Origin of the sequence: Streptomyces sp. NPDC050211 (genome assembly GCF_040656035.1) — a bacterium.
GTDB lineage: Bacteria > Actinomycetota > Actinomycetes > Streptomycetales > Streptomycetaceae > Streptomyces.
In genome coordinates this window covers 16041-39220 of record NZ_JBFALC010000015.1, presented here as the reverse complement: position 1 = coordinate 39220, position 23180 = coordinate 16041, and the positions used below count along the sequence as shown (strand labels likewise).

General features: G+C 70.8%; 20 protein-coding genes. 6 read left to right on the top strand and 14 right to left on the bottom strand.

The features are described from left to right. Positions 1-26: 26 nt before the first annotated feature. A complete protein-coding gene (locus tag AB0I98_RS17965; protein WP_362942292.1) occupies positions 27-2399 on the bottom strand; it encodes a SpoIIE family protein phosphatase in 2373 nt (790 codons plus the stop codon). A gap of 255 nt (positions 2400-2654) precedes the next feature. Here AB0I98_RS17965 and AB0I98_RS17960 point away from each other — a divergent pair, with 255 nt between their 5' ends. Together AB0I98_RS17960 and AB0I98_RS17955 are read left to right on the top strand one after the other, a co-directional pair. After that, positions 2655-5747: a glycoside hydrolase family 2 TIM barrel-domain containing protein gene (locus AB0I98_RS17960; protein ID WP_362942289.1), complete on the top strand. Its 3093-nt coding sequence runs from the start codon at positions 2655-2657 to the stop codon at positions 5745-5747. Positions 5748-5900: 153 nt separating this feature from the next. Further along, positions 5901-8135: a glycoside hydrolase family 9 protein gene (locus AB0I98_RS17955; RefSeq protein WP_362942286.1), complete on the top strand. Its 2235-nt coding sequence runs from the start codon at positions 5901-5903 to the stop codon at positions 8133-8135. On the opposite strand, the gene AB0I98_RS17950 is transcribed toward AB0I98_RS17955, so the two are convergent. The 3 genes from AB0I98_RS17950 to AB0I98_RS17940 all read right to left on the bottom strand — a co-directional run bounded on the left by AB0I98_RS17950 (position 8080) and on the right by AB0I98_RS17940 (position 11365). Continuing rightward, entirely contained in the window at positions 8080-9606 is a 1527-nt protein-coding gene (locus AB0I98_RS17950; protein ID WP_362942283.1) for a cytochrome bc complex cytochrome b subunit, read from the bottom strand. The genes AB0I98_RS17955 and AB0I98_RS17950 overlap by 56 nt on opposite strands. Next, entirely contained in the window at positions 9603-10532 is a 930-nt protein-coding gene (gene sigJ / locus AB0I98_RS17945; protein WP_362942280.1) for an RNA polymerase sigma factor SigJ, read from the bottom strand. Before sigJ ends, AB0I98_RS17950 begins: the two co-directional genes overlap by 4 nt. A gap of 110 nt (positions 10533-10642) precedes the next feature. Continuing rightward, complete coding sequence (locus AB0I98_RS17940) at positions 10643-11365, bottom strand: 2OG-Fe(II) oxygenase (protein WP_362942277.1); 723 nt, start codon at positions 11363-11365, stop codon at positions 10643-10645. Positions 11366-11543: 178 nt separating this feature from the next. Between AB0I98_RS17940 and AB0I98_RS17935 the strand changes: the two genes are divergently transcribed. From AB0I98_RS17935 to AB0I98_RS17925, 3 genes are all read left to right on the top strand, one after another. Beyond that, complete coding sequence (locus tag AB0I98_RS17935; RefSeq protein ID WP_210569977.1) at positions 11544-11789, top strand: hypothetical protein; 246 nt, start codon at positions 11544-11546, stop codon at positions 11787-11789. 3 nt (positions 11790-11792) lie between these two features. Further along, a complete protein-coding gene (locus tag AB0I98_RS17930) occupies positions 11793-12170 on the top strand; it encodes a toxin Doc (protein WP_210569979.1) in 378 nt (125 codons plus the stop codon). 502 nt (positions 12171-12672) lie between these two features. Then, positions 12673-14271, top strand: coding sequence for an RICIN domain-containing protein (locus AB0I98_RS17925; RefSeq protein WP_362942274.1), 1599 nt, complete (start codon positions 12673-12675; stop codon positions 14269-14271). A gap of 17 nt (positions 14272-14288) precedes the next feature. Here the strand turns inward: AB0I98_RS17925 and AB0I98_RS17920 are convergent, their stop codons facing one another. The 5 genes from AB0I98_RS17920 to AB0I98_RS17900 form a co-directional block, all read right to left on the bottom strand. Next, positions 14289-15269 (bottom strand): NAD(P)-dependent oxidoreductase, encoded by a 981-nt coding sequence (locus AB0I98_RS17920; protein ID WP_362942271.1) that lies wholly within the window; start codon positions 15267-15269, stop codon positions 14289-14291. Further along, positions 15266-16435, bottom strand: coding sequence for a lactate 2-monooxygenase (locus AB0I98_RS17915; RefSeq protein ID WP_362942268.1), 1170 nt, complete (start codon positions 16433-16435; stop codon positions 15266-15268). Before AB0I98_RS17915 ends, AB0I98_RS17920 begins: the two co-directional genes overlap by 4 nt. A gap of 75 nt (positions 16436-16510) precedes the next feature. Then, positions 16511-17206 carry an alpha/beta hydrolase gene (locus tag AB0I98_RS17910; RefSeq protein WP_362942265.1) on the bottom strand — a complete coding sequence of 232 codons (696 nt, stop codon included), beginning with the start codon at positions 17204-17206 and terminating at the stop codon, positions 16511-16513. Beyond that, entirely contained in the window at positions 17203-18804 is a 1602-nt protein-coding gene (locus tag AB0I98_RS17905) for a cytosine permease (protein WP_362942262.1), read from the bottom strand. Before AB0I98_RS17905 ends, AB0I98_RS17910 begins: the two co-directional genes overlap by 4 nt. Before the next feature lie 212 nt (positions 18805-19016). After that, the gene (locus AB0I98_RS17900) at positions 19017-19568 is read right to left on the bottom strand and encodes a hypothetical protein (protein ID WP_362942259.1); all 552 of its coding nucleotides are present in this window, start codon (positions 19566-19568) and stop codon (positions 19017-19019) included. A 325-nt stretch (positions 19569-19893) separates the two neighbouring features. Here AB0I98_RS17900 and AB0I98_RS17895 point away from each other — a divergent pair, with 325 nt between their 5' ends. Next, the gene (locus tag AB0I98_RS17895) at positions 19894-20325 is read left to right on the top strand and encodes a protease inhibitor (RefSeq protein WP_362942256.1); all 432 of its coding nucleotides are present in this window, start codon (positions 19894-19896) and stop codon (positions 20323-20325) included. 132 nt (positions 20326-20457) lie between these two features. Here AB0I98_RS17895 and AB0I98_RS17890 read toward each other — a convergent pair whose 3' ends face one another. The 5 genes from AB0I98_RS17890 to AB0I98_RS17870 all read right to left on the bottom strand — a co-directional run bounded on the left by AB0I98_RS17890 (position 20458) and on the right by AB0I98_RS17870 (position 23153). Beyond that, positions 20458-20871 carry an STAS domain-containing protein gene (locus AB0I98_RS17890; protein WP_362942253.1) on the bottom strand — a complete coding sequence of 138 codons (414 nt, stop codon included), beginning with the start codon at positions 20869-20871 and terminating at the stop codon, positions 20458-20460. A gap of 136 nt (positions 20872-21007) precedes the next feature. Beyond that, entirely contained in the window at positions 21008-21223 is a 216-nt protein-coding gene (locus AB0I98_RS17885; protein WP_362942250.1) for a CDGSH iron-sulfur domain-containing protein, read from the bottom strand. Further along, on the bottom strand, positions 21204-21869 hold the full coding sequence (locus AB0I98_RS17880; protein WP_362942247.1) for a HemK2/MTQ2 family protein methyltransferase: 666 nt from the start codon (positions 21867-21869) through the stop codon (positions 21204-21206). Before AB0I98_RS17880 ends, AB0I98_RS17885 begins: the two co-directional genes overlap by 20 nt. Before the next feature lie 21 nt (positions 21870-21890). Beyond that, positions 21891-22904, bottom strand: coding sequence for an iron-containing redox enzyme family protein (locus tag AB0I98_RS17875; protein WP_362942244.1), 1014 nt, complete (start codon positions 22902-22904; stop codon positions 21891-21893). A 57-nt stretch (positions 22905-22961) separates the two neighbouring features. Further along, a complete protein-coding gene (locus AB0I98_RS17870) occupies positions 22962-23153 on the bottom strand; it encodes a hypothetical protein (RefSeq protein WP_362942241.1) in 192 nt (63 codons plus the stop codon). Positions 23154-23180: the final 27 nt, after the last annotated feature.

Genomic DNA, 23180 nt, shown 5'->3' with positions numbered 1-23180 from the left:
ATATCGCGGCACAACCAGCGGAGCGCTTACGCGTTGAGGGGCCCGATCTCCGCCCAGATCGTCTTGCCGTCCGCCGTGTGCCGACTGCCCCAGCGCTGCGTGAGCTGGGCGACCAGCAGCAGACCGCGCCCGCCCTCGTCCCAGGTCTTGGCGCGCCGCAGATGCGGAGCCGTATGGCTGGTGTCGGACACCTCGCAGATCAGCGTGGCCGTGTCATGGATGAGCCGCAGCCTGATCGGATGGGTGCCGTACCGGATGGCGTTGGTGACCAGCTCGCTCACCACCAGCTCCGCCGTGAACGAGGCGTCCGGCAGCCCCCAGAGGTCGAGCTGCCCGACGACCTGCTTGCGGATCGGGGCGACCAGCGCCGGGTCGGCCGGGATGTCCCAGGTCGCGACGCGGGCGGCGGGCAGCCCCTGGGTACGGGCGAGCAGCAGGGCCACGTCGTCGGAGGCGCCGCCCGTGGGGAGCAGGGTGTGCAGGATGCGGTCGCAGGTCTCGTCCAGGGAGCCGGAGGGGGCGGCGAGCGCCTCGCAGAGCAGCGCGTGCCCGGCGTCGACGTCACGGTCGCGGGACTGGATCAGCCCGTCGGTGTAGAGCGTGAGCACCGTGCCCTCGGGCAGTTCGATCTCGGCCGACTCGAACGGCAGCCCGCCCAGGCCCAGCGGCGGCCCCGCCGGCAGGTCGACCTGCCGGGGCCGGCCGCCGGGCGGCTGCATCACGGGCGGCGGATGCCCGGCGCGGGCCAGCGTGCAGCGCCGGGACACCGGGTCGTAGACGGCGTACAGGCAGGTGGCGCCGACCGCGGCGGTGCTGCTGTCGCCGCCGGCTTCCGCGGACAGCCGTACGACCATGTCGTCGAGGTGGGTGAGCAGCTCGTCCGGGGCCAGGTCGATGTCGGCGAGCGTGCGCACGGCGGTGCGCAGCCGGCCCATGGTGGCCGAGGCCTGGATGCCGCGGCCGACGACGTCCCCGACGACCATCGCGACCCGCATCCCGGACAGCGGGATCACATCGAACCAGTCGCCGCCCACCCCGGCCCGCGCCGCCGGGAGATAGCGCGAGGCCGCGTCCAGCGCCGCTGTGCGCGGCAGTGACTGGGGGAGCAGGCTGCGCTGCAGGGCGATGGCCGTCTCGCGTTCGCGGGAGTAGCGGCGGGCGTTGTCGATGCAGACCGCGGCGCGGGCCGTGATCTCCTCGGCCAGCAGCTCGTCGTCCGGCGTGAAGGGGTCCGGGCGGCGGAAGCGGGTGAGGACGGCGACGCCGAGGGTCGCGCCGCGGGCCCGGATCGGCACGGCCATCGTGGAGTGGATGCCGTACTCCCTGACCCGCTCCATGCGGGCCTCGTCCCAGGCCAGCCACTGGGTGAGGTCGCCGGAGGGCACCGCCGCGACGATCGTCCGGCCGGCCAGCAAGGAGTCGGCCTGGGGCGAGGTGGCCGGGTACACGTCCAGCTGGCCCGGCTTGAGGACGGCCTCGGGGCTGCCGGGGTTGACCGACTGATGGGCCGCCCGACGCAGCGTGACCGGCGCGGTCACCGGCCCGGTGGCGGGCTCGCCCGTGGGCTCGGGAGGGTCCAGGAGGTCGACGCTGACGAAGTCGGCGAGCGCGGGCACGCACACGTCCGCGAGTTCCTGTGCCGTGCGGGTGATGTCCAGGGTGGTGCCGATGCGGACGCTCGCCTCGTTGACCAGCTGGAGCCGCTCGCGTGACTCGTACTGCTCGGTGAAGTCGTGCACGGCGACACACACCCCGCGCGCCCGCCCCGCGGCGTCGGTGATCGGTGCCATCCGGGCCAGCCAGGCATTGACCCGGCCGTGCACGCCGATCGGCACATAGGCCCGTACGTCGTCGCCCCGGCCGGTGGTGAGGACCCGGTGCAGCCGCTGCTCGATCCGCTCGCCGTCCAGCCGGCCGCTGAGCTCGGGCACGCGCAGTCCGCGGATCCGCTCCTCGGGCAGCCCGATCACCTCGGCCATGGCGTCGTTGATCCGGTGCAGCCGGAGCCGCTCGTCGTAGATCGCGACGGCACAGGGGGACTGGATGAGGCCGGCCTGCTCCAGCGGATCGTCGGGCTGCTGCGGCCGGTCGCCCTCCAGCGGGGTGACCGCCAGCCAGTCGCCGGTGCCGCCGTTCTTGGGCTTCCGGTGGTGGACGAGCAGCCACACGGTCACCGTATGGCCGTCGCGGTGGCGCAAAGTGACCGTTCCGTTCCAGCGGGGCGGGCGGACGGTGGGCGGCGGGCCCTGGATCAGCTCGGCGGCGGGGCGCCCCACGACCTCCTCGGCCGTCCAGCCCAGCAGCCGCCGGGCCCCCTCGCTCCACTCGGTCACCGTGCCGTCGCCGTCGAGGACAGCCCGGGCCGTGGCGGCCTCGTCGAACGGATACACCGGGCTCATCGTCGTCGCTCCATCGCGCGTACGCACAGTGAACAGATGGGTCACTTCAGTTCCAGCCTAGTGCGTCGCGCCCCCGCGCGAACGGGAACCGTGAGTCGTCCGGCACCCTGGGTCAAGAGAGAGTTCCGGCCGATGTGGCCCCTGGGACAGAAGCACCTCACGCGCCCCTTGACGGCCTCACGTGGGTCACCGTCAGAATCTGTTTGTTCACGATCAGTTGTGAGTACTTCTGGGCCCTGATGAGGGAGAGCCGCCATGACGGTCACTCGCAGATCGGTTTTGATCGCCTCTACGACCGCACCCGCCGCCGGGGTGCTCCTGGCCCCGGTGGCACGGGCCGCCGAGGCGGTCGCGGGCGCGTCCGGCCGCCGTACCGTCGCCCTGCGCGACGGCTGGCGCTTCGCGCTGGTCAACCCGGGCGGCATCACCGACCCGGCCGGCGCCTACGGCGACGCCGCCGCGCCCGCATACGACGACTCGGACTGGCGCGAGGTCGCCGTCCCCCATGACTGGAGCATCGAGCAGACCCCGACCACCGAGCACGGCACGACCAGCGGCACCGGCTTCCTCCCCGGCGGCCTCGGCTGGTACCGCCTCGCCTTCACCCTGCCGCCCGCCTTCGCCGGCCGCCGGATCTCGGTGGAGTTCGACGGCGTCTACATGGACGCGTACGTCTACTGCAACGGCAAGGAAGTCGGCCGCCACCCCTACGGCTACACCGGCTTCGCCTTCGACCTCACGGACCTCCTGCACACCGACGGCACCACCGAGAACGTCCTCGCGGTCAAAGTGCAGAACCAACTCCCCAGCAGCCGCTGGTACTCGGGCAGCGGCATCTACCGCGAGGCCCGGCTGGTGGTCACCGAGCCGGTGCATGTGGAGCGCTGGGGCACCTATGTCACCACGCCGGAGATCACCGAGGAGCGGGCCGTCGTACGGGTGCGGACGTCCGTGGTGAACGAGTCGGGAGACGTGCGGGAGGTCGAGGTGAGATCGCGGGCCGTCGACGCCGACGGCCGTACGGTCGCCCGGACGTCCACCACCGTCACCGTCGACGACCGGACGACACAGACGCATGAACTCACCGTCGACAGACCCAGGTTGTGGGACTTCAAGGACCCCCACCGCTACACCCTCCACACCGAACTCCGTATCGACGGCAAGGCGGTCGACACCTACCGCACCCCCTTCGGCATCCGCACCTTCCGCATCGACCCGGACGACGGATTCCAGCTCAACGGCGTCCCCGCCAAGCTCAAGGGCGTCGACCTGCACCACGACCTGGGCGCGCTCGGCGCGGCGGTCAGCGAGGACGCGGTGCGCAGACAGATGGTGATCATGAAGTCGATGGGCGTCAACGCCCTGCGCACCTCGCACAACCCGCCCGCGCCGGAGGTCATCCAGGTCTGCGAGGAGCTGGGCGTGGTGATGCTGGTGGAGAACTTCGACTGCTGGCGCACCGGCAAGAACCGCTACGACTACGGCCGGTTCTTCGACGAGTGGTGCGAGAAGGACACCACCGAAATGGTCTGCGCCGCCCGCAACTCGCCCGCCGTCATCATGTGGTCCATCGGCAACGAGGTCCCCGACTCCACGACCACCGCCGGACTCGCCATGGCGGACCGCATCATCGCCGCCATCAAGGCCGCCGACGACACCCGCCCCCTCGTCATCGGCTCCGACAAATACCGCCGCCTCCCGGCCAAGGGCTCGGCCGCCGACCTGATGCTGGCCAAGCTCGACGGGCTCGGCTTGAACTACAACACCGCCAAGTCCGTCGACCAACTCCACGCCGCCTACCCCCACTTGTTCCTCTTCGAGTCGGAGTCCTCGTCCGAGACCTCCACCCGCGGCACCTACCAGGAGCCCGAGCGCCTCAACACCGGCGAGAACTACACCCCCGGCAAGCGGGCGACCTCCTCCTACGACAACAACCTCGCCTCCTGGACGATGAGCGGCGAGTACGGCCACAAGAAGGACCGGGACCGGAAGTGGTTCACGGGCCAGTTCCTGTGGTCGGGCATCGACTACATCGGGGAGCCCACGCCGTACGACGTCTTCCCGGTGAAGGCGTCCTTCTTCGGCGCGGTCGACACGGCGGGCTTCCCGAAGGACATGTACTACCTGTTCCAGAGCCAGTGGATCAGCAAGCCGATGGTGCATCTGCTGCCCATGACCTGGAACCACGCACCGGGGGATGTCGTAGAGGTGTGGGCGTACGCCAACGTCGACACCGTCGAGCTGTTCCTCAACGGCACCTCCCAGGGCGTACGGCGCTTCGACACGAAGAAGACCGTCGACGGCCGTGCCTACCTGGAGACCACGGAGGCCACCGGCGACGACAAGACGTTCACCGACGGCCCCTACCCCGGCAGTTACACCAGCCCGAACGGCAGTGCGGGCAAGCTCCATCTGACCTGGAAAGTGCCGTACGCACCCGGCGAGTTGAAGGCGGTGGCCCGCAGCGACGGCAAGGTGGTCGCCACGGATGTGCTGCGTACGGCCGGAAAGCCGTATGCCGTACGGCTCACCCCGGACCGCAAGTCCCTTGCCGCCGACGGTCGTTCGCTGGTCTTCCTCACCGCGGAGGTCGTGGACGCCCGCGGCGTGGTCGTGCCCGACGCCGAGCATCTGATCGCCTTCGACGTGACCGGCGGCTCCCTCGCCGGGCTCGACAACGGCCGGCAGGAGAGCGCCGAGCGCTATCAGGCCAGTACCCGGACCGCCTTTCACGGCAAGGCGCTCGCGATCGTCCGGTCCGGCACGAAGGCGGGCACGCTGAAGGTGACGGCGCGGGCGCAAGGCCTGCGCACGGGTACGGCGGCTGTGCGCACCACTCCCGCCCCGTCGGCGGCGACCACCCCCGCGGCGACCTTCAAGCCCGACCATCCGGCGCCCCCGAACTACCCCTACGCGGACGCCAGTTACTCCGGCCGCCCCGACACCCTGCCCGCCGCGATGCTCGACGGCGACCCGGCCACTGGCTGGTCCAACGGCTTCTTCAAGGCCGCCACGCCCCTGCTGCCCGCCTTCGACGGGGCCCGGGAGGCGGACTGGGTCTCGGTCGACTGGGGGCGGTCCCGGACCCTGGACCGGGTGGAGGCCTCGTTCACCGTGGACTCGACGCACTCGCTGCCCGCGTCGGTCGAGGTCGCGGTGTGGGACGGGCGCCGGTATGAGCCGGTCGACGGGGCGGCCGTCGACTGGGCCGGCGCCTCCAACGAGCCGACCGTGATCACTTTCGACGCCGTACGGGGCTCCCGGCTGCGGCTCACCATGACGAGTGGTCATCCGGGCGAGGCCCGAGGGGCGGTACGCATCAGCAGGCTGGAGGCCCCGGCCGGCTGATCGGCCCGCGTGGTCCGGGCGGGACGGTGTCCAGCCAGTCCCGTCCGGACCGTTGACGTGCCGTCAACTCACCCACAAGCATGGTTCGCGCCCGCATCTGGGAGCGCTCCCACGCCGGTAGCGTCACCCGTACCTCTCCCGAGGAGCCCAGACGTGAAAAGACGCAGAACCGCCCTGTTGTCCCTGACGGCCCTGCTGGCGGCGGCGCTCACCGCGCTGCCCGCCGCCGCCGACGAGGTCGAGCAACTCAAGAACGGCACCTTCGACACCACCACCGATCCCTGGTGGACGACGAGCAACGTCACCGCCGGTCTGTCCGGCGGACAGCTCTGCGCGGACGTGCCAGGAGGCACCGCCAACCGCTGGGACGCGGCCGTCGGCCAGAACGACGTCACCCTGGCGAAGGGGGAGTCGTACCGGATCTCCTTCACCGCCAACGGCACGCCCGCGGGTCATGTGGTGCGTGCCATCGTGGGGCTGTCGGTGGCTCCGTACGACACCTGGTTCGAGGTGAGCCCGCAGCTGAGCGTCTCCGGCGACTCGTATGCCTACACGTTCACTTCGCCCGTCGACACCACCCAGGGCCAGGTCGGCTTCCAACTCGGCGGCCAGGCGGACGACTGGCGGTTCTGCATGGACGACGTGTCGCTGCTGGGCGGGGTGGAGCCGGAGCCGTACGAGCCGGACACCGGGCCGCGCGTGCGGGTCAACCAGGTCGCCTATCTGCCCGCAGGACCCAAGAACGCCACGCTGGTCACCGACGCCACCGGCAAGCTGCCCTGGCAGGTGAAGAACGCCGCCGGGACGACGGTCGCCCACGGCTGGACCGTGCCGCGCGGCACCGACGTGTCGTCCGCGCAGAACGTCCACTCGATCGACTTCGGCCGCTACCGCGGGCGCGGTCAGGGCTTCACGCTGGTCGCCGACGGGGAGACGAGCCGCCCGTTCGACATCGACGCGCGCGCCTATGAGCAACTGCGCGTGGACGCGGTGAAGTACTACTACACGCAGCGCAGCGGCATCGCGATCCGCGACGACCTGCGGCCCGGCTACGGACGCCCCGCCGGCCATGTGAACGTCGCACCCAACCAGGGCGACGCCAACGTCCCCTGCCAGCCCGGCGTCTGCGACTACACGCTCGACGTGACCGGCGGCTGGTACGACGCCGGCGACCACGGCAAGTACGTCGTCAACGGCGGCATCTCCACCTGGGAGGTGCTCAGCACCTACGAACGCTCCCTGCTGGCCCGCACCGGCCACCCGGGGAAGCTCGGCGACGGCTCGCTCGCCATACCGGAGAGCGGCAACAAGGTGCCGGACATCCTCGACGAGGCCCGCTGGGAGCTGGAGTTCCTGCTGAAGATGCAGGTGCCGGACGGGCAGCCGCTCGCGGGCATGGCCCACCACAAGATGCACGACGAGCAGTGGACCGGCCTGCCCCTGCTGCCCAGTGACGATCCGCAGAAGCGCGAACTGCACCCGCCGACGACCGAGGCGACCCTGAACCTGGCGGCGACGGCCGCGCAGGCGGCCCGGCTGTACCGGCCGTACGACCGCCAGTTCGCGACCGAGGCACTGGCAGCAGCCCGCAAGGCCTGGTCCGCGGCGCTCGCGCACCCCGCGGTCCACCCCGACCCCAACGACGGCACCGGAGGCGGCGCCTACCCGGACACCGACGCGACCGACGAGTTCTACTGGGCCGCCGCCGAGCTGTACCTCACCACCGGGCAGAAGGATTTCGAGCAGCACATCCTGAACTCGCCGGTCCACACGGCCGACATCTTCGGGCCCCTCGGCTACGACTGGGCCAGGACGGCCGCCGCCGGCCGACTGGACCTGGCGACCGTCCCGAGCAAGCTGCCCGGCCGGGACAAGGTGCGCCAGTCGGTGATCAAGGGCGCCGACACCTACCTGGCCACCCTGAAGTCACACCCGTACGGAATGCCGTACGCCCCCGAAGGCAACCTCTACGACTGGGGCTCCAACCACCAGATCCTGCACAACGCGGTCGTCATCGCCACCGGCTACGACCTCACCGGCGCCTCGAAGTACCGGGACGGCGCGCTGCAGAGCATGGACTACATCCTCGGCCGCAACGCGCTGAACATCTCCTACGTCACCGGCTACGGCGAGGTCGACGCCCGTAACCAGCACAGCCGTTGGTACGCCCGCCAGCTCGACCCGAATCTGCCGAACCCGCCGAAGGGCACGCTCGCCGGAGGCCCCAACTCGAGCATCCAGGACCCCTACGCACAGAGCAAACTCCAGGGCTGCGTCGGCCAGTTCTGCTACATCGACGACATCCAGTCCTGGTCGACGAACGAGCACACCATCAACTGGAACTCCGCCCTGACCCGGATGGCGTCCTTCGTGGCGGATCAGGGCTGAGGCTCGCCCGCTCGACCTCCACCATTTCCCCTGGCCGCTCATGGGCGGTCAGGGTGTGGAGCCGGGCCTGATCGAGCGGCTGGTGCACCTCGACGTACTCGCCGTGCGGCAGCCGCTTGATCACACCGGTCTCCCGGCCGTGCGCCACCAGCTCCTTGTCGCGGAGCTGGAGGCCCAGGCAGATACGCCGGGTGACGACGAAGACGAGCACCGGGACCACGAACACGGCGATCCTCACCGCCCACGTCACCGTGTTGATCGACAGATGGAGCCGGGTCGCCACGATGTCATTGCCGCCGCCCGCCAGCAGGATCAGATAGAGGCTGATCCAGGCCGCGCCGATGCCCGTACGCACAGGGCGGTTGCGCGGCCGGTCCAGGAGGTGGTGCTCCCGCTTGTCGCCGGTGATCCGGGCCTCCAGGAACGGATACACGCCGATGAAGAGCAACAGGAGCGGGAAGACGACGACCGGGATCAGCACACCCATGACCAGCGTGTGCCCCCACAGATTGATCTCCCAGCCCGGCATCACCCGGACCAGACCCTCGGCGAACCCCAGATACCAGTCCGGCTGGGCGCCCGTGGAGACCTGATCGGCGCGGAAGGGGCCGTACTGCCAGACCGGGTTGATCGTCGCGATCGCCGCGATCAGGGTGAGGACGCCGAAGACCAGGAAGAAGAAGCCGCCCGCCTTCGCCATGTACACCGGCATGAAGGGCGAGCCGACGACATTGCGCTCGGTCCGGCCGGGGCCCGCGAACTGCGTGTGCTTGTGGTAGAAGACCAGCAGGATGTGCGCCACCACCAGCGCGGCCATGATGCCGGGGACCACCAGGATGTGCAGCGAGTAGAAGCGGGCCACGATGTCGTCGCCGGGGAACTCGCCGCCGAACAGGAACATCGTCAGATACGTCCCCACGATCGGCACCGAGAGCAGCGCGCCCTCGACGAACCGCATCCCCGTCCCCGACAGCAGGTCGTCCGGCAGCGAGTAGCCCATCAGGCCCTCGAACAGGCCGAGGAACAGCAGGGACCAGCCGAACAGCCAGTTGATCTCCCGCGGCTTGCGGAACGAACCCGTGAAGAAGTGCCGCATCATGTGCGTCAGCATCGCGGCCACGAAGATCAGCGCCGCCCAGTGGTGCAACTGCCGGATCAGCAGCCCGCCGCGCACATCGAAGCTGATCTCCAGGGTGGAGGCGTACGCCTCGGACATCCGGACGCCGTTCAGTGGGACGTAACTGCCGTGGTACACCACCTCGTTCATCGACGGATGGAAGAAGAAGGTGAGCCACACGCCGGTGAGGATCAGCACGATGAAGCTGTACAGGCAGACCTCGCCGAGCAGGAACGACCAGTGGTCGGGAAAGACCTTCCGCAGGTACTTCTTGCCGAGCGTGTGGGTGCCGAGGCGGCCGTCGAACCAGTCGGCGAGCCGCTCGCCCTTCCCGGGCCGCACGGTGGTGGTCACGCCTCCTCCTTGTGGACGTGCGTGAGCTTGTCGGGATTGGCGACGATGTAGACGCCGGACACCCGGTCGCCCTCGGGCGTGAGGTCCATGACCATCACCGCGTACGGCTCGTCGCCCTGGAACAGCACCATCGCCTCGTCGCCGTTGACCCGGCGGTAGCGCAGTTCGAGGCCTTGTGCGGCACCCCGGGCGCTGAGCGAGCCGATGAGGCGGACCGCCTTGTCCCGGCCGCGCACCGGGCGCAGTGCCGCGCCCCTGCGCTTGCCGCCGCCGTCCGACCACACCGTCACGTCCGGTGCGAGGATCTCCATCAGCGCGGCGATGTCCCCGCCGAGGGCGGCCTGTACGAACCGCTCGGTCGCCTCCCGGCGCACCCGTGGATGCGCCTGGTACAGCGGCCGTCGCGCGTGCACATGCGCCCGCGCCCGATGCGCCAGCTGCCGTACGGCCGCCGGGGTGCGATCGATCAGCTCCGCGATCTCGGTGTGGGCGTACCCGAACACCTCGTTGAGCACGAACACCGCGCGCTCCAGTGGCGTGAGCGACTCCAGCACCACCAGCATCGCCAGCGACACGGACTCGGTGCGCAGCGCGGGATCGTCGGCGCCGTCGTCGGCGACCAGCGGCTCCGGCAGCCAGGGACCGACGTAGGTCTCACGGGAGCGGTTGATCGCGGCCCGTCGTCCCAGCGCGTGGTTGACGGCGATCCGGACCAGATACGCCCGGGGATTGTCGATCCCGTCGAGATCGCGGCCCCGGCCCCGGGCCGTCCAGGACAGCCAGGTCTCCTGGAGCACGTCCTCGGTGTCCGCGACACTGCCCAGGATGTTGTAGACGAGGCCGAACAACAGCTCACGGTGGTCGACGAAGACTCCGGTCGCCTCGCTGAGTCGCTCGTCGGTGTCGGGCACAGGGAACTCGGACATGAACAGGCCTCCGCAGTGGTGCGCTCACTACTGCGAGGGCCGCAGGGGGCCGGATTGTGACATCGACGGCCGGATTGTGACCTACGTCTCACCGCCCGCCCGTGCCGGAGTCAGGACGCCTCGTGGAAGACGAGCCCCAGCGAGTACCGGCGGCCGGAACGCACCGGGCTCACCCCGTGCCGCATCGCCCCGGCAGACCAGCCGCGCCGGGTGCGCACGGGCCGGTCCCGGGTCGTGAAGACCAGACCGTGACCCTGCTCGAGCGCGGTGGCGGTGCCCCGCGACTGGGCCCTGGGCCGCTGCTCCACCATCAGGAACTCGCCGCCGGTGTAGTCGGTGCCGTACGCGTCGAGTCCGACGACCACCTGGAGCGGGAAGAGCATCTCGCCGAACACATCACGGTGCAGCGCGTTCCAGTCGCCCTGCCGGTAGCGCAGCAGGATCTGCGCCGACCGGTCCTGCCCGGCCGCGTGGCAGCGCTCCAGCCACTCGTCGAGCGAGTCCGGCCAGGGCGCCGGGCGGTCCAGCCGGGCCGCCCAGTCACGGGCGATGGGCAGCAGGCGCGGATAGAGCGTGGCGCGCAGAGCGGCCACCGGAGCGGGCAGGTCATGGGTGAAGTAGCGGTACTCGCCGGAGCCGAAGCGGTGCCGTGCCATGTCGACGGTGGTCCGGAACAGCTCCGGCTTCTCGTACAGCGCCGCCAGGTCGCTGCACTCCGCCGGGGTCAGCAGCTGGCCCGTCCGCGCGCTGCCGTACGTGTCCAGTTCCTCGGCGAGGGCGGCCCAGTCCGTCCCGTCGACGCGGCGGCGGGCCCGGTCCGTGGTGAGCGTCATGAGAGGGTCACCGTCCTGTGCGGTTCGTTCGTCGTGCTCTCGCTTCCGAGTCTGCCGCCCCGCCCATGGCGCGTCCGGCGGGAATCGGACATGGCGTTCCGACCTTGGGGTACCGGGGTATTCGCGCTGTGACCTGGTGGTATTTACGAGTCAGTACCCGCGCGGTACGCTGAAATGCATGCCAGCCCTCAACGTGGAGTTCAGTGACCGCGAACTGGAGGACCTGCGGCAGATCGCCAAGGAGCGGGGTACGTCGATGAAGGCCCTCGTGCGTGAGGCCGCAGCCGCCGACATAGCCCGCCACCGTGCCCTGCAGGAGGGCGCGGAGGCCTTCCGCCGGTTCTTCGCGTCCCACGCCGACGAGTTCGCGGCCGCCTTCCCCGACGACGAACCAGCCATCAAGAGCGAGGGGCGGGTCGCCTGACCGATGGCTCCCGTCGTCCATATCGACGTCCCGTGGCTGCTCCAGCGCCACGAAGAGGTCCTGCCCGACCAGCCGACCATCAACGACTTCTCGGCCCTGGTCGCCGCCGTCGCCCGCCATCGTGTCGATCCGCCGCGCCTCGGCGTGGACTCCGACCCGGCCTGGCGGGCCGCCGCCCTGCTGCACACCCTCGCCCTGCTCAAGCCGCTGCCGGCGGCCAACGCCCGTTTCGCCTGCGCCACCGCCGTGGCCTACATGTTCGTCAGCGACGTCGGCATCGACCCGCCCTACGGAGCCCTCGTCGACCTGGCCCGCGACCTGATCTCCGGCAAGGCGGACATCTACGGCGCGGCCGACCGGCTGCGTTCCTGGCAGATCTGACACGGCCGGACGACGCAACGCCGCCCGCCCCGGGGCCGCCGGCCGAGGGCGGGAGGAACAGGGCCGGCGGCCGGGTTCGCGCAAGAGAGCCGCCGTCCTGCGCGCGGCCTTCCGAGGTGGGCCGCCCCCAGTGGACTACGCGGGGGCGTGCGTGGGGGAGCGTGCGCGGCGCACCGGCGAGTGCGCCTGATTCACACGGGGCGCGGGGAAAAACGGGAAAACAGGTGCCCAGAGGCGAGTTGCGGCCCCTTCTGACTTTCTTTCAATGAGGCGGATGTTGCTCGAGTGCCTTGTTGGTCATGAGTGTGTTGTGCAAGGGTGAACAGCGCATGTGGGGGGCATTGGCGGAGTCGCATTCGTCCTGGGGGGAACAGGTCCGGATCGGCGCGCGTGAATTCATGCTCCCCGCGTCGTCGCCCAAAAGGTACGCACCAACACTGAGTTCCCTTTTCGGCGGCCGGAACATCTGAGAGTCACCTGCGCGTGGGAAGGAATCCGCTCAGTGCCCACCCCCCACCCTCCTCGCCCGCCCTACCCCCCGCCCGGCGGGGTTCCCGCAGAATCCGATGAGGGCCTCGCCACCCGGCTGAGAGGCCGTACGGACGCCGAGGCCTCTCCTTCCGTCGCGCTGCTGATGGCGCGGCACTGGCGGCCCGCTCATGAATACGCGGTCATCTGCCTCGCCGCGAAGTCGGACGTCGCCTCCATGGTCACCGCCGCCGCGTTTCACCAGGTTCTCGACCGGCTGGCGCTCGGCGAGCCGGCCGACGCGGTGCGCCCGCGGTTCCTCGTGGCCGTGCGGGACACCGTCGGACAGTGGTCGACCCAGGAGCGAATATCCGGTGTTCTGCCGGATTTGGTGAAACCCGCCGGGGGGCGCGGCATGCGTGCCGCGAAGTCCATGACGCCGGAAAATCGCAAGCTGGCCGAGCGTTCATTCCACGCCCTTCCCGGACTCGCCCGGTGTCTGCTGTGGCACACCGAGGTCGAGGCGGAACCGATAACCGTTCCCGCCGGACTGCTGGGCATGGACATCGACACCGCGACGGCCGCTCTCGAACAGGCACGTGAAAAATTCCGCGAGGGTTGTGTACATGCTCATCGGGAACTCGCGCCGAGCAAGGATTGCCGCTTCTACAACCGACTCCTCGATGTCCCGATCCGCCGCGGCGGCGCACTGCTTCCGGATGTGCAGAAGCATCTCGGAGAGTGCCGCTACTGCCGTTTCGCCGCCGAACAACTGAGTCATTTCGAGAGCGGATTGGGTGTGCTGCTCGCCGAGGCCGTGCTCGGCTGGGGAGCGCGCCGCTATCTCGACTCCCGTCCCGGCCGCGCCGAGCAGGCCACGCGGGCACGCGGCTCCGGTCGGCACGGCAGAGCGCGCCAGCGGATCCTGTCCCGTGTCCCCGCGCCGGCCCGTCGTCGTATCGCCGAGGTGCCTCGGCCCACCCGGGCGCTGCTCACGAGCGTGGGTATCGCCTCTGCCGGGCTCCTGGCGGGCGTGCTCGTCTCCAGTCTGTGGGCTGCTCCGGACGGCGGAACCGACCCGACCGAGTCCGCCGCCGCGACCGGTGCCCCGGAAACGACCACCCGGCCGGGCACCGCCCAACTCCCCACCGCACCCCTGCAGTCCACGCTGCGCAACGAGGCCGCGAACCTGTGCCTGGGCATCCACGGGGAGGTCAAGGCCGGCGCCGGGACCGAACTGGCCGCCTGCTCGTCCGACGCGACCCAGCAGTGGTCGTACGAGGTCGACGGACTGCTGCGCAGCGTGGCGGATCCGAGCCTGTGCCTGGACTCGCGTGCGGACGCCGGTGTCGTCATCCTCGGCATCTGTGCCCCCGAGGACTCCGAGCGCGGCGACGACGTCCGCTACGACCTCACCGTGCGGGGCGAGTTGCTGGCCCGCTGGCAGGAGGGGCTCGCGCTGACGTCCACCACCAAGGACGAGGGCGCCGACATCGTCGTCAAGGTCCGTGACGGTTCCGCCGAGCAGCGCTGGCTGACCGACCAGGCGTCGGCCGACACCGGGTCGCTGTCGATCGCCGGGACCGACGCCCCCTCCGTGCCGCCCACCCGGCTCTCCGGCCGGACTGCCTGAGGGGGCGCGGTTCCCGGCTAACTCACCACGTCCTGTGGGGGGTTGCCCGCCAGGAACCCGGCCACGTTCTGGACGGCGGCCAGCGCGATGCGGATCAGCGTCTCCCGGGTGACCCCCGCGGTGTGCGGGGAGAGCACCACGTTCGGGGCCTTGAGCAGACGCAGGGCCGGGGTGGGCGGTTCGGGGTCGAAGACGTCGATGCCCGCCCCGGCCAGGGCGCCGCGCTCCAGCGCGTCGGCGAGGGCGTCCTGGTCGATCAGGGCGCCCCGGGCGGTGTTGATCACGAACGCGGTCGGCTTGAGGAGCGCGAGGCGTTCGGCGTTCAGCAGCTGCCGGGTCTCCTCGGTGAGGGGCGTGTGCAGGGAGACGTAGTCGGCGGTGCGCAGCAGCTCGTCGAGCGGCACATGACGGGCGCCGCCGAGGCGGGCCGCCGTCTCCAGCGGTACGGGCCGCCGCCCGGCGTAGACGACGGTCATGTCGAACGCGACCGCGCGCCGGGCGACTTCCTGCCCGATCTGCCCCAGGCCCACGATGCCGAGGGTCTTGCCGGACAGCTCGGTGAGGGAGCGCTGCAGCCGGGGGAGCGCCCAGTCGGCCTCGACGAGGGCGGTGTGCGCGGGGATCAGCTGCTTGGCCAGGGCGAGCATGAGGGCGAAGGTCTGCTCGGCGACGTTCTGCGCCTCGGCGCCGCTGGAACCGATCGTGCAGACGGGCACGTCGCGGGCGCGGGCGGCGCTCACGTCGACGTAGTCGAAGCCGTGGCTGGCGCACTGCACCAGCTCCAACTCCGGTGCGGCGGCGAGGTGTTCGGCGGTCACGGGTGCGAGCGCCGTCACGATGACGTGCGCCGCGCGCAGGGCGGCGGGGTCCTCGTCGGTGGCCTCGACGACGGTCACGTGCGCCTCGCCGGGGAGCAGGCCGGCGAGTCCGGCTCCGGTCGCGCGGCCGCCGACGTGGGGTGCGACGACGGCGAGGACGTTCTTCTTCGCGTCGGTCATGCGGGGTCCTCGATGAGATCGGCGGGGCCCACCGTGGCGGGCGTGGCGTGTCCGGACAGGGCGAGGGTGAGGTCGAGCTCGGCGAGCAGACAGCGGATCACATGCTCGACGCCCGCCTGTCCGTCGAGGCCGAGCCCATAGACGTACGGCCGTCCGACCAGCACCGCCCGCGCGCCGAGGGCGAGCGCCTTGAAGACGTCGTCGCCGGTGCGCACCCCGCTGTCGAAGAGGACGGTCAGCCGGTCGCCGACCGCCTCGACGACCCGGGGCAGCGCGTCGGCCGCGGCGACGGACCCGGCGACTTGGCGCCCGCCGTGGTTGGACACCACGACCCCGTCCATCCCGGCGTCGGCGGCGAGCCGGGCATCGTCGGGGTGCAGGATGCCCTTGAGGACGATCGGGCCGTCCCAGTTCTCTCGCAGGAACGCAAGGTCCGGCCAGGTCTTGCCGGGATCCGCGAACATGCCGACGAAGTGCATCACCGCCGCGTTCGGATCCTCGTGCACCGGCTTGGCCAGGCCCGCCTGGAACGCCGGGTCCGAGAAGTAGTTGGCGGTGCCCACACCGTGCAGGAACGGCAGATACGCCTGGTCGAGGTCGCGGGGACGCCACGCCAGCATCGGCGTGTCCAGCGTGACGACCAGCACCGAATACCCGCTCGTCTTGGCCCGGTTCAGAAAACTCCGGGTCACCTCGCGGTCCTTGGCCCAGTACAGCTGGAACCAGCGCTCGGCGTCGCCCATCGCCTCGGCGACCTGCTCGATCGGCGTGCTCGACGCGGACGACAGGATGTACGGCACGCCCTGCGCGGCGGCGGCGCGGGCAGCGGCCGACTCCGCGTCCGGGTGCATGATCGACAGCACGCCGACCGGCGCCAGCGCCAACGGGGCGGGCAGCGCGCGGCCCAGCACCTCGACCGACAGATCCCGCTCGTGCACGTCCCGCAGCATGCGCGGCACGATCCGGCGGCGCTCCAAAGCTGCCCGGTTGGCACGGGCCGTGCTCCCGTCGCCGGCACTGCCCGCCACATAGCCGACGGGGCCGGGGCCGAGCCGCTGCTCGGTCAGCTCCTCAAGCCGGGTCAGATCGGTGGGCAGCCGGGGTACGGCGCCCGACATGCCGTTGAGGTAGATCTCGTACTGGAAGTCGGCCCAGTGCTTGGCCATCTCCTGCATCCCGCCTCTCGTCGCTGAGAACGCGCAGTACGCAGACCATACCGACCGGTAGGCAGGACGGGACGATCAGGGCCGGGTCGCCGACTCGTGCAGGATGCGGGCGAGTTCGCGGGGCTGGGAGAACATCGGCCAGTGGCCGGTGTCCATCCGCACCAGTTCCCAGCGGTCGCTCTTGAGTGCCTCGGCCACCGCGTCCAACGGCTCTTCGCCGTCGAGCAGGCACTTGATGTACGTCGCCGGCAGCTCGGAGATCGGGCGCTTCAGGACGGCCGGTTCGGTCACGGTCGCGCCCGGGTGCGGTGTCTGGACGGCGACGATGCGGGCGATCTGCTCGTCCGTCAGGCCCTGGCCCGCGTAGTCGTCGGCACCCGCCGACGGCCAGAAGCCGTCGTGCGCGGCGATCTCCTGGCGTACCTGATCGCTCGGCCAGCCCGACAGGAAGTTCTCCCCGTCGACCGGGACATTGGAGTCGACGAACACCACACGGGCCAGCCGGTCGCCGATGCGCTCGGCGGCCTGCCCCACCGGGATTCCCGCGTAACTGTGCCCGACCAGGACGACATCCCGCAGATCGAGGCGCTCGACCTCCGCGACGATGTCCTGGACATGGGTCTGCTGCCCTGCCGGGACACCCCGCTTCTCCGCGAGGCCGCTCAGGGTCAGCGCATGCACCGCATGACCGGCCGCACGCAGCTCGGCCACCACCTCGTCCCACGCCCACGCTCCGAGCCGGGCTCCTGCCACCAACACGAATTGAGTCATGTCCGCAACGTAGTCGAGGGGTCTGACAACGGGGTGTCGCCTCCCGGTGCTCCCGGCCCGGTGATCGGCGGCACCGGCGTGTCGACCGTCCGCGCGAGCCGCGCACCCTCGGGCCCGTACACCGCGCGCGGCTCCGGGAACAGCCGCAGCAGCGTCAGGAACAGCACAGCCGCCACGACCAGGGCCAGCGGCAGGCTGATGTCGACGCCGTTCGCCAGATCGCCGAGCGGGCCGACGAACTGGCCCGGGATGTTGGTGAACAGCACGCCGAGCAGCGCGGAGACCCACCAGGCGGTCATGCCCCGCCAGTTCCAGCCGTGCGCGAACCAGTAACGGCCGCCGCGCTGGCGCCGGTTGAAGACCTGGAGCGCGTCCGGGTCGTACCAGCCGCGCCGGGTGTAGAAGCCCAGCATCATCACGACCATCCAGGGTGTGGTGCAGGTGACGATCATGGTGGCGAAGGTCGAGATGGACCGCACGATGTCGAACCCGAACCGGCCGATGAAGATGAAGGCGATCGACGACGCGCCGACCAGCAGCGTCGCCTGCACCCGGGACAGCCGCGGGAAGACGGAGGAGAAGTCGAGCCCGGTGCCGTACAGCGCCGTCGTGCCCGTCGACAGGCCGCCGATCAGCGCCAGCAGACAGACCGGCAGGAAGAACCAGCCCGGCGAGATCGCCAGCAGCCCGCCCACGAAGTCGGGGGCGGCCGGATCGACGTACTCCGGCGCCTTCGTGGCGATGATGCTCGCGGTCGCCAGACCGAAGACGAACGGCAGCAGCGTCGCGATCTGCGACAGGAACGCCGCGCCGATCACCCTGCGGCGCGGTGTGCTCGCGGGGATGTAGCGCGACCAGTCGCCCAGGAACGCTCCGAACGACACCGGGTTGGACAGCACGATCAAGGCCGCGCCGATGAACGACGGCCAGAACAGCGACTGCGTCGCGGCGTCCGCGGAGTCCGTGAAGACACCGGCGTACGACGGGTCGAAGTCACCGGCGAACGCGATCGCGCCGACCAGGAAGAGCGCGGTGGCCGAGGTCACGGCGACCTTGTTGACGAACAGCATGAACCGGAAGCCGTAGACGCAGACCGCGAGCACCAGTCCCGCGAACAGCGCGTACGCGACGACGTACGACGGCGTGGAGCGCTCCAGGCCGAACAGCCGGTGCGCGCCGCCGACCAGGGCGTCGCCGGAGCTCCACACGGAGATCGAGAAGAAGGCGATGGCGGTGAGCAGGGACAGGAACGAGCCGACCACGCGTCCGTGCACGCCCAGGTGCGCGGAGGACGAGACGGCGTTGTTCGTGCCGTTGACGGGGCCGAACACGGCCATCGGGCACAGGATCAGCGCACCGACGACGACGCCGAGGAGCGTGGCGGCGAGCCCTTGCCAGAAGGACAGGCCGAACAGGATCGGGAACGCGCCGAGGACACAGGTGGAGAAGGTGTTGGCGCCGCCGAAGGCGAGCCGGAACAGGTCGAGCGGGGTCGCGCTGCGGTCCGCGTCGGGGATGCGGTCGACGCCATGGGTCTCGACTTCGGTGAGGGACGGGGGGGTCGTGGGGGAGGGGGCGGGCTCGGGCTGCGGGGACAAGGGGGCTCCAGCGAGGGGGATGGCGGTGGAGCGCGTGGGGTGGCGCGGCGGCACGGGGGAGGGGCGGGCGGTCGCGGTCGCTGGGGTGTGCGGCGCGGAACGGATGCCGTCCTCTTGGGGTCAGCAGACGGTAAGGCGGTGTGCGTGACGGGCACCAGAGGACGGTTCATCCACGTTTCGGGGTGTGGCTGGATGTTTTCTCCATTGCCTCCCTACTTGCCGTCGGCCGGGGTGTCCTCGGGTTCCGTGTCGGGTCCTTGGGCCCGCACCCGCTGGACGTGTTCCAGGGAGTCCCTGAGTTCGGCGAGCCAGTCGTCGGTGTGCCGCTGGACCAGGCGGACGCACCAGGCGAGGGCGTCGCTGCGGCTGCGGGCGACGCCGCCGGCGATGAGCGTGTCCAGGACCTGACGTTCGGGCTGGCGCAGCCGGGTCATGACCGGCGCGGCGATATGCGTGAACAGGGTGCGCTCACCGCCGCACTCCACGCCCCAGGACACCTTCCGGCGGAACCGGTGCTCGGCCTCGCGGGCCACCGCGATCCGGGCCTCGCGGGTGCGCTCCCGGAACTCCTCGATCCGGCCCTGCACGGCCGCTTCCCGCTCGGCCGCCGGGGCGTCCTCCGCCAGGCGCGGTTCGGGGATACGGCCGATCACGGTGATCTCCTCGCGGTCCACCGCCACCTCGACCAGCTCTTCGAACAGGTCGTCGGGCAGCCGGCCGGCGAACCAGCCGCGCAGCTTCTCTCGTTGCTCTGTCGTAATCATGTAATGACCATTACTCCGTTCTGACAGGAAGGCAAGGGGCCACGGCGGAGTGCGCCCCGGGCTGAACCGGAATGTTTCAGGACGATTAACGAGCACCGGGAAATCGGCCACTCAAGCGCTTTCAGCGATCAAGAGTGGCTTAGTCATGGGCATGAAACGTTCGAATTCCGTTACTTCACGCCACTGATTCAATACGCAAGGTTACTGAAACCCGTGGGTCCGATGTGACCTCCGGCGGCGGACTCGGCAGACTCGCGCTCGCCGATCCGGCACCGATCGAGCCGGCTGAGGCACACCCTCTTTTTCGAGCGGAAGGATGCACACAATGCGGAACACCGCGCGCTGGGCAGCGACTCTCGGCCTTACGGCCACCGCCGTCTGCGGACCCCTTACCGGGGCCGCGATCGCCACCCCGGCCGCCCCCGCCTCGCTCTACGCCCCCTCGGCGCTGGTACTCACCGCCGGCCACGGCGAGAGCGCGGCCACCGTCATCCCGGAACGCGCGGTCACCCTGACCTGCGCCCCGAAGGCCTCCGGCACCCATCCGGCGGCCGCCGACGCCTGCGCCGAACTGCGCGGCACGGACGGTGACTTCGACGCACTGAAGAGCAAGGACGGTGTGCTGTGCACCAAGCAGTACGACCCGGTGGTCGTCACCGTCGAGGGCGTCTGGCAGGGCAAGCGCGTCTCCTATGAGCGCACCTTCGGGAACGAGTGCGTGAAGAACTCCTACGGGACTGGTGTCTTCGCGTTCTGAGAGACCGGGATCGCACGGCCCCCGTGATCACCAGCAGGGCACGTAGCTGGGGAGTGCGGACCCTGTGACGGGGCCCCTGTGATCTCGCACAAGGCCGGCGGGCGGAGTGGGGCCGCCCGCCGGCCCTCAAGTTCATTCCCGTTCCTCCGGGACACCGGGAAGCGGAGGGAACCGGTCCAGCAAGCCCGATGCGCGCAGCAGCCGGCGCAGCCGTGGATCGTCCGCGACGATCCGTAGCCGGCCACCGCGCGCCGCGGCGCGTTCCTCGGCCCGGCACAGCACACGCAGGCCGGAGCAGTCGAAGAAGTCCACGCTCCGCAGATCGACCAGCACGTCCGGCTCCGGCCCCGCGGTCGCCGCGTCGAGATGCTCCGCGAGGAACCCCGCGGTCGCCAGATCGATGTCACCGGCCGCCTCGACCACGGCGAACGGGCCGTGCGGGCGGGTTCGGGCATGGGCGCTCGGCGCGGGCCGCGCCGCCCTGAAGGCGTCCATGACCGTGCCCTCGGCCCGCTCTCGGGCGCGGTCGTCTGCTTCCGGCGTCATGTCCGCTCCACCTCGACGGGGGGCGCATTCGATCTCGGTAGGTACCCCGCCGCGGTCTTGACCATCCCTGTGGAGCGGCCCGCAAGATCTGGTTCACCCGACCCGGTGAATTTCGCTTGAGGGCATTGACTTTCCGTCAGTCCGCGGCCGTACGCCGAACCCGCCTGCGGTGGCTCGTGTCGCACCAGGGGTAACGGCGGCTGCGCCGGCAGGTGCACAGGGCGACCCGGAAGCGGTCGGAGGTGACGGTGGTGCCGTCCTCCAGTTCCACCTCGACCGGTCCGTCCACGAGGAGTGGGCCGGGCTCGTGGAAGGTGAGGCGACGCGTTCTGTCAGCGGGGGCGTTCGGCACGGATGACCACCAGCTCTTCCTTGTCCTGGGCCGCGGTCAGCAGGCCCCGCTCACGCAGCCAGCCCTGCCGGGCGCGCAGCACCGGGCCGAACGCGATGCGCCGCCGCAATGTCACGGCGGTCCTCAGGCCCGATGCACGCAGATGCGCGAGGGTGCGGCCGGGATCGCTCAGCGCGGAGTGCACGACCAGCAGGACTCCGCCGGGGCGCAGCAGGGCGGGTGCCTCCCGGCAGAGCGGGTCGAGGACGAACCGGCCGTCGCGGCCCGCGTCCCACGACCGCGCCCTGCCACGAGGCCGCGGGCGAGCGTCGGGTGCCGGTACGTACGGCGGGTTGGCGAGGATGAGGTCGAACGTCTGCTCGCGCACCGGGGCGAAGAGATCCCCGTGCCGGATACGGACCGGAAGTCCGGCCAGGCAGGCGTTCAGCCGTGCCGTCCACACCGCCCGCCAGGACACGTCCACCGCGGTCACCCGGGTGCCCCGGCGTGCGGCCTGGAGCGCCAGCGCACCCGTCCCGGTGCCCACGTCGAGGACCTCCGCGTCCGGCGGGAGCCGTTCCTGGGCCAGGGCTCCGGCCAGTAGCGCGGTGTCGTCCTGCGGGGCGTACACGCCGGGCGGGGCGAGCGGAAACGCCAGAGCGTCCATGCACTCCAGGTACCCCTCATGTCATGAGATACCGGAAATGTCATGCTTCAGCGGCCGACGGAGCGACGACCGGTCCGCGCGCCACTCGGTGAGCAGGGCGGTGGCGAGACGGTCCTCCAGGTGTCCGGTGACATCGACACCGAAGGCCACATCCGCCGCGAGGTGCGGTTCCGCCTCCAGCAGCCCGCCGATCACGTCGTGGCGTACGACCTGCTCGTGGACCGCGTCGGCCTCGACGTGCTCGTCGTAGAAGAACACGGCGGCGGGACCGGCTCCGGTGCGGCGCAGGGCATCGGCGAGTCGCCGGGAGCCGGGCGACGAGGTGATCTCGACCGCAGCGAAGTGGCCCACCAGGGCGCCCCGCAGGGACCGGTGCAGGCCCAGGAGGGACATCAGGTTCACCGTGGCCAGGGTGTCGGCTGAGGCCGCGTCGAGGTAGCGGCCGTACGTCGGGTCCAGTCCGAGGTCCGTCATCAGGTCGGCGAACAGCCGCGCGTGCAGCCGCTCGGGGCGGCCCCCGCCGTACTCGTCGAACTCCACCGCCGCCATCGCCGACTTCGCCCGGCCCGACAGCCGCGGCAGCACCCAGGCGTGCGGGTCGGCCTCCTTGAGGTGGTACAGGGAACGCTGGGCCGCGTACTCGCGCAGCTGCCACAACTCGCCCTCGTCGCAGAGGTAATGGGTGACCCCCGAGCCGTCGACGGGCTCGACGAGGAGCTCCGCCAGCGAGCCGTCGACGGTGTCGTGGACCGGGGTGTCCGCGCGCAGGGCGGACAGGAACCGGTGCTCCAGCGCCGCGCGGACGCGCAGCAGATCCGGGTCCCACTCACGGTCCGGGGGCACACCCGCGAAGCCTCGGTAGTGCAGTTCGTAGCACAGGTACAGGGCGAGCTGGAGGTCGTCGCCGTAGACGGGTGCGGCGGTGATGTCCTCGGCGCGCGGCAGCGGTCCGGCGCCCAGCAGGTACTCCTCGACGGCTGCGGAGATCCGGCCGCGTGCCGACGGCAGCGAGGGTTCCGTACGGTGCTGCTCCATGCGGCCCGGGTACCCCGGCGGTGCTGTACGACCCGTCCGGCTGGAGTCGGCTGCAGGTCAGTCGCCTTGGGACTCTTCCTGCGCCTGCGTGTTGGGGGTGATGGCCTCGCCGGCCTCACCCCTGCGGTGGCGCTGCCGCTCGGATTCCTCGGGGTCCTCGACGCGCTGTTCTGCCTCCCTGATCTCGCGGAGGACCTCGTCGAGTGCCCGCTCGGGGGGTTCGTCGGGCCGGTGATCGTGCTGGGGCACGGTGTCTCCTCGGTCGGTACGGTTCTG

What these genes read in the sequence shown, in the direction of transcription:
- AB0I98_RS17930 (WP_210569979.1), top strand. Translation starts at nt 11,793, where the DNA reads ATGGCTCCCGTCGTCCATATCGACGTCCCGTGGCTGCTCCAGCGCCAC.
- sigJ (WP_362942280.1), bottom strand. Translation starts at nt 10,532, where the DNA reads ATGTCCGAGTTCCCTGTGCCCGACACCGACGAGCGACTCAGCGAGGCG.
- AB0I98_RS17965 (WP_362942292.1), bottom strand. Translation starts at nt 2,399, where the DNA reads ATGAGCCCGGTGTATCCGTTCGACGAGGCCGCCACGGCCCGGGCTGTC.
- AB0I98_RS17960 (WP_362942289.1), top strand. Translation starts at nt 2,655, where the DNA reads ATGACGGTCACTCGCAGATCGGTTTTGATCGCCTCTACGACCGCACCC.
- AB0I98_RS17900 (WP_362942259.1), bottom strand. Translation starts at nt 19,568, where the DNA reads ATGATTACGACAGAGCAACGAGAGAAGCTGCGCGGCTGGTTCGCCGGC.
- AB0I98_RS17910 (WP_362942265.1), bottom strand. Translation starts at nt 17,206, where the DNA reads ATGACTCAATTCGTGTTGGTGGCAGGAGCCCGGCTCGGAGCGTGGGCG.
- AB0I98_RS17875 (WP_362942244.1), bottom strand. Translation starts at nt 22,904, where the DNA reads ATGGAGCAGCACCGTACGGAACCCTCGCTGCCGTCGGCACGCGGCCGG.
- AB0I98_RS17895 (WP_362942256.1), top strand. Translation starts at nt 19,894, where the DNA reads ATGCGGAACACCGCGCGCTGGGCAGCGACTCTCGGCCTTACGGCCACC.
- AB0I98_RS17920 (WP_362942271.1), bottom strand. Translation starts at nt 15,269, where the DNA reads ATGACCGACGCGAAGAAGAACGTCCTCGCCGTCGTCGCACCCCACGTC.
- AB0I98_RS17935 (WP_210569977.1), top strand. Translation starts at nt 11,544, where the DNA reads ATGCCAGCCCTCAACGTGGAGTTCAGTGACCGCGAACTGGAGGACCTG.
- AB0I98_RS17915 (WP_362942268.1), bottom strand. Translation starts at nt 16,435, where the DNA reads ATGGCCAAGCACTGGGCCGACTTCCAGTACGAGATCTACCTCAACGGC.
- AB0I98_RS17880 (WP_362942247.1), bottom strand. Translation starts at nt 21,869, where the DNA reads ATGGACGCTCTGGCGTTTCCGCTCGCCCCGCCCGGCGTGTACGCCCCG.
- AB0I98_RS17890 (WP_362942253.1), bottom strand. Translation starts at nt 20,871, where the DNA reads ATGACGCCGGAAGCAGACGACCGCGCCCGAGAGCGGGCCGAGGGCACG.
- AB0I98_RS17940 (WP_362942277.1), bottom strand. Translation starts at nt 11,365, where the DNA reads ATGACGCTCACCACGGACCGGGCCCGCCGCCGCGTCGACGGGACGGAC.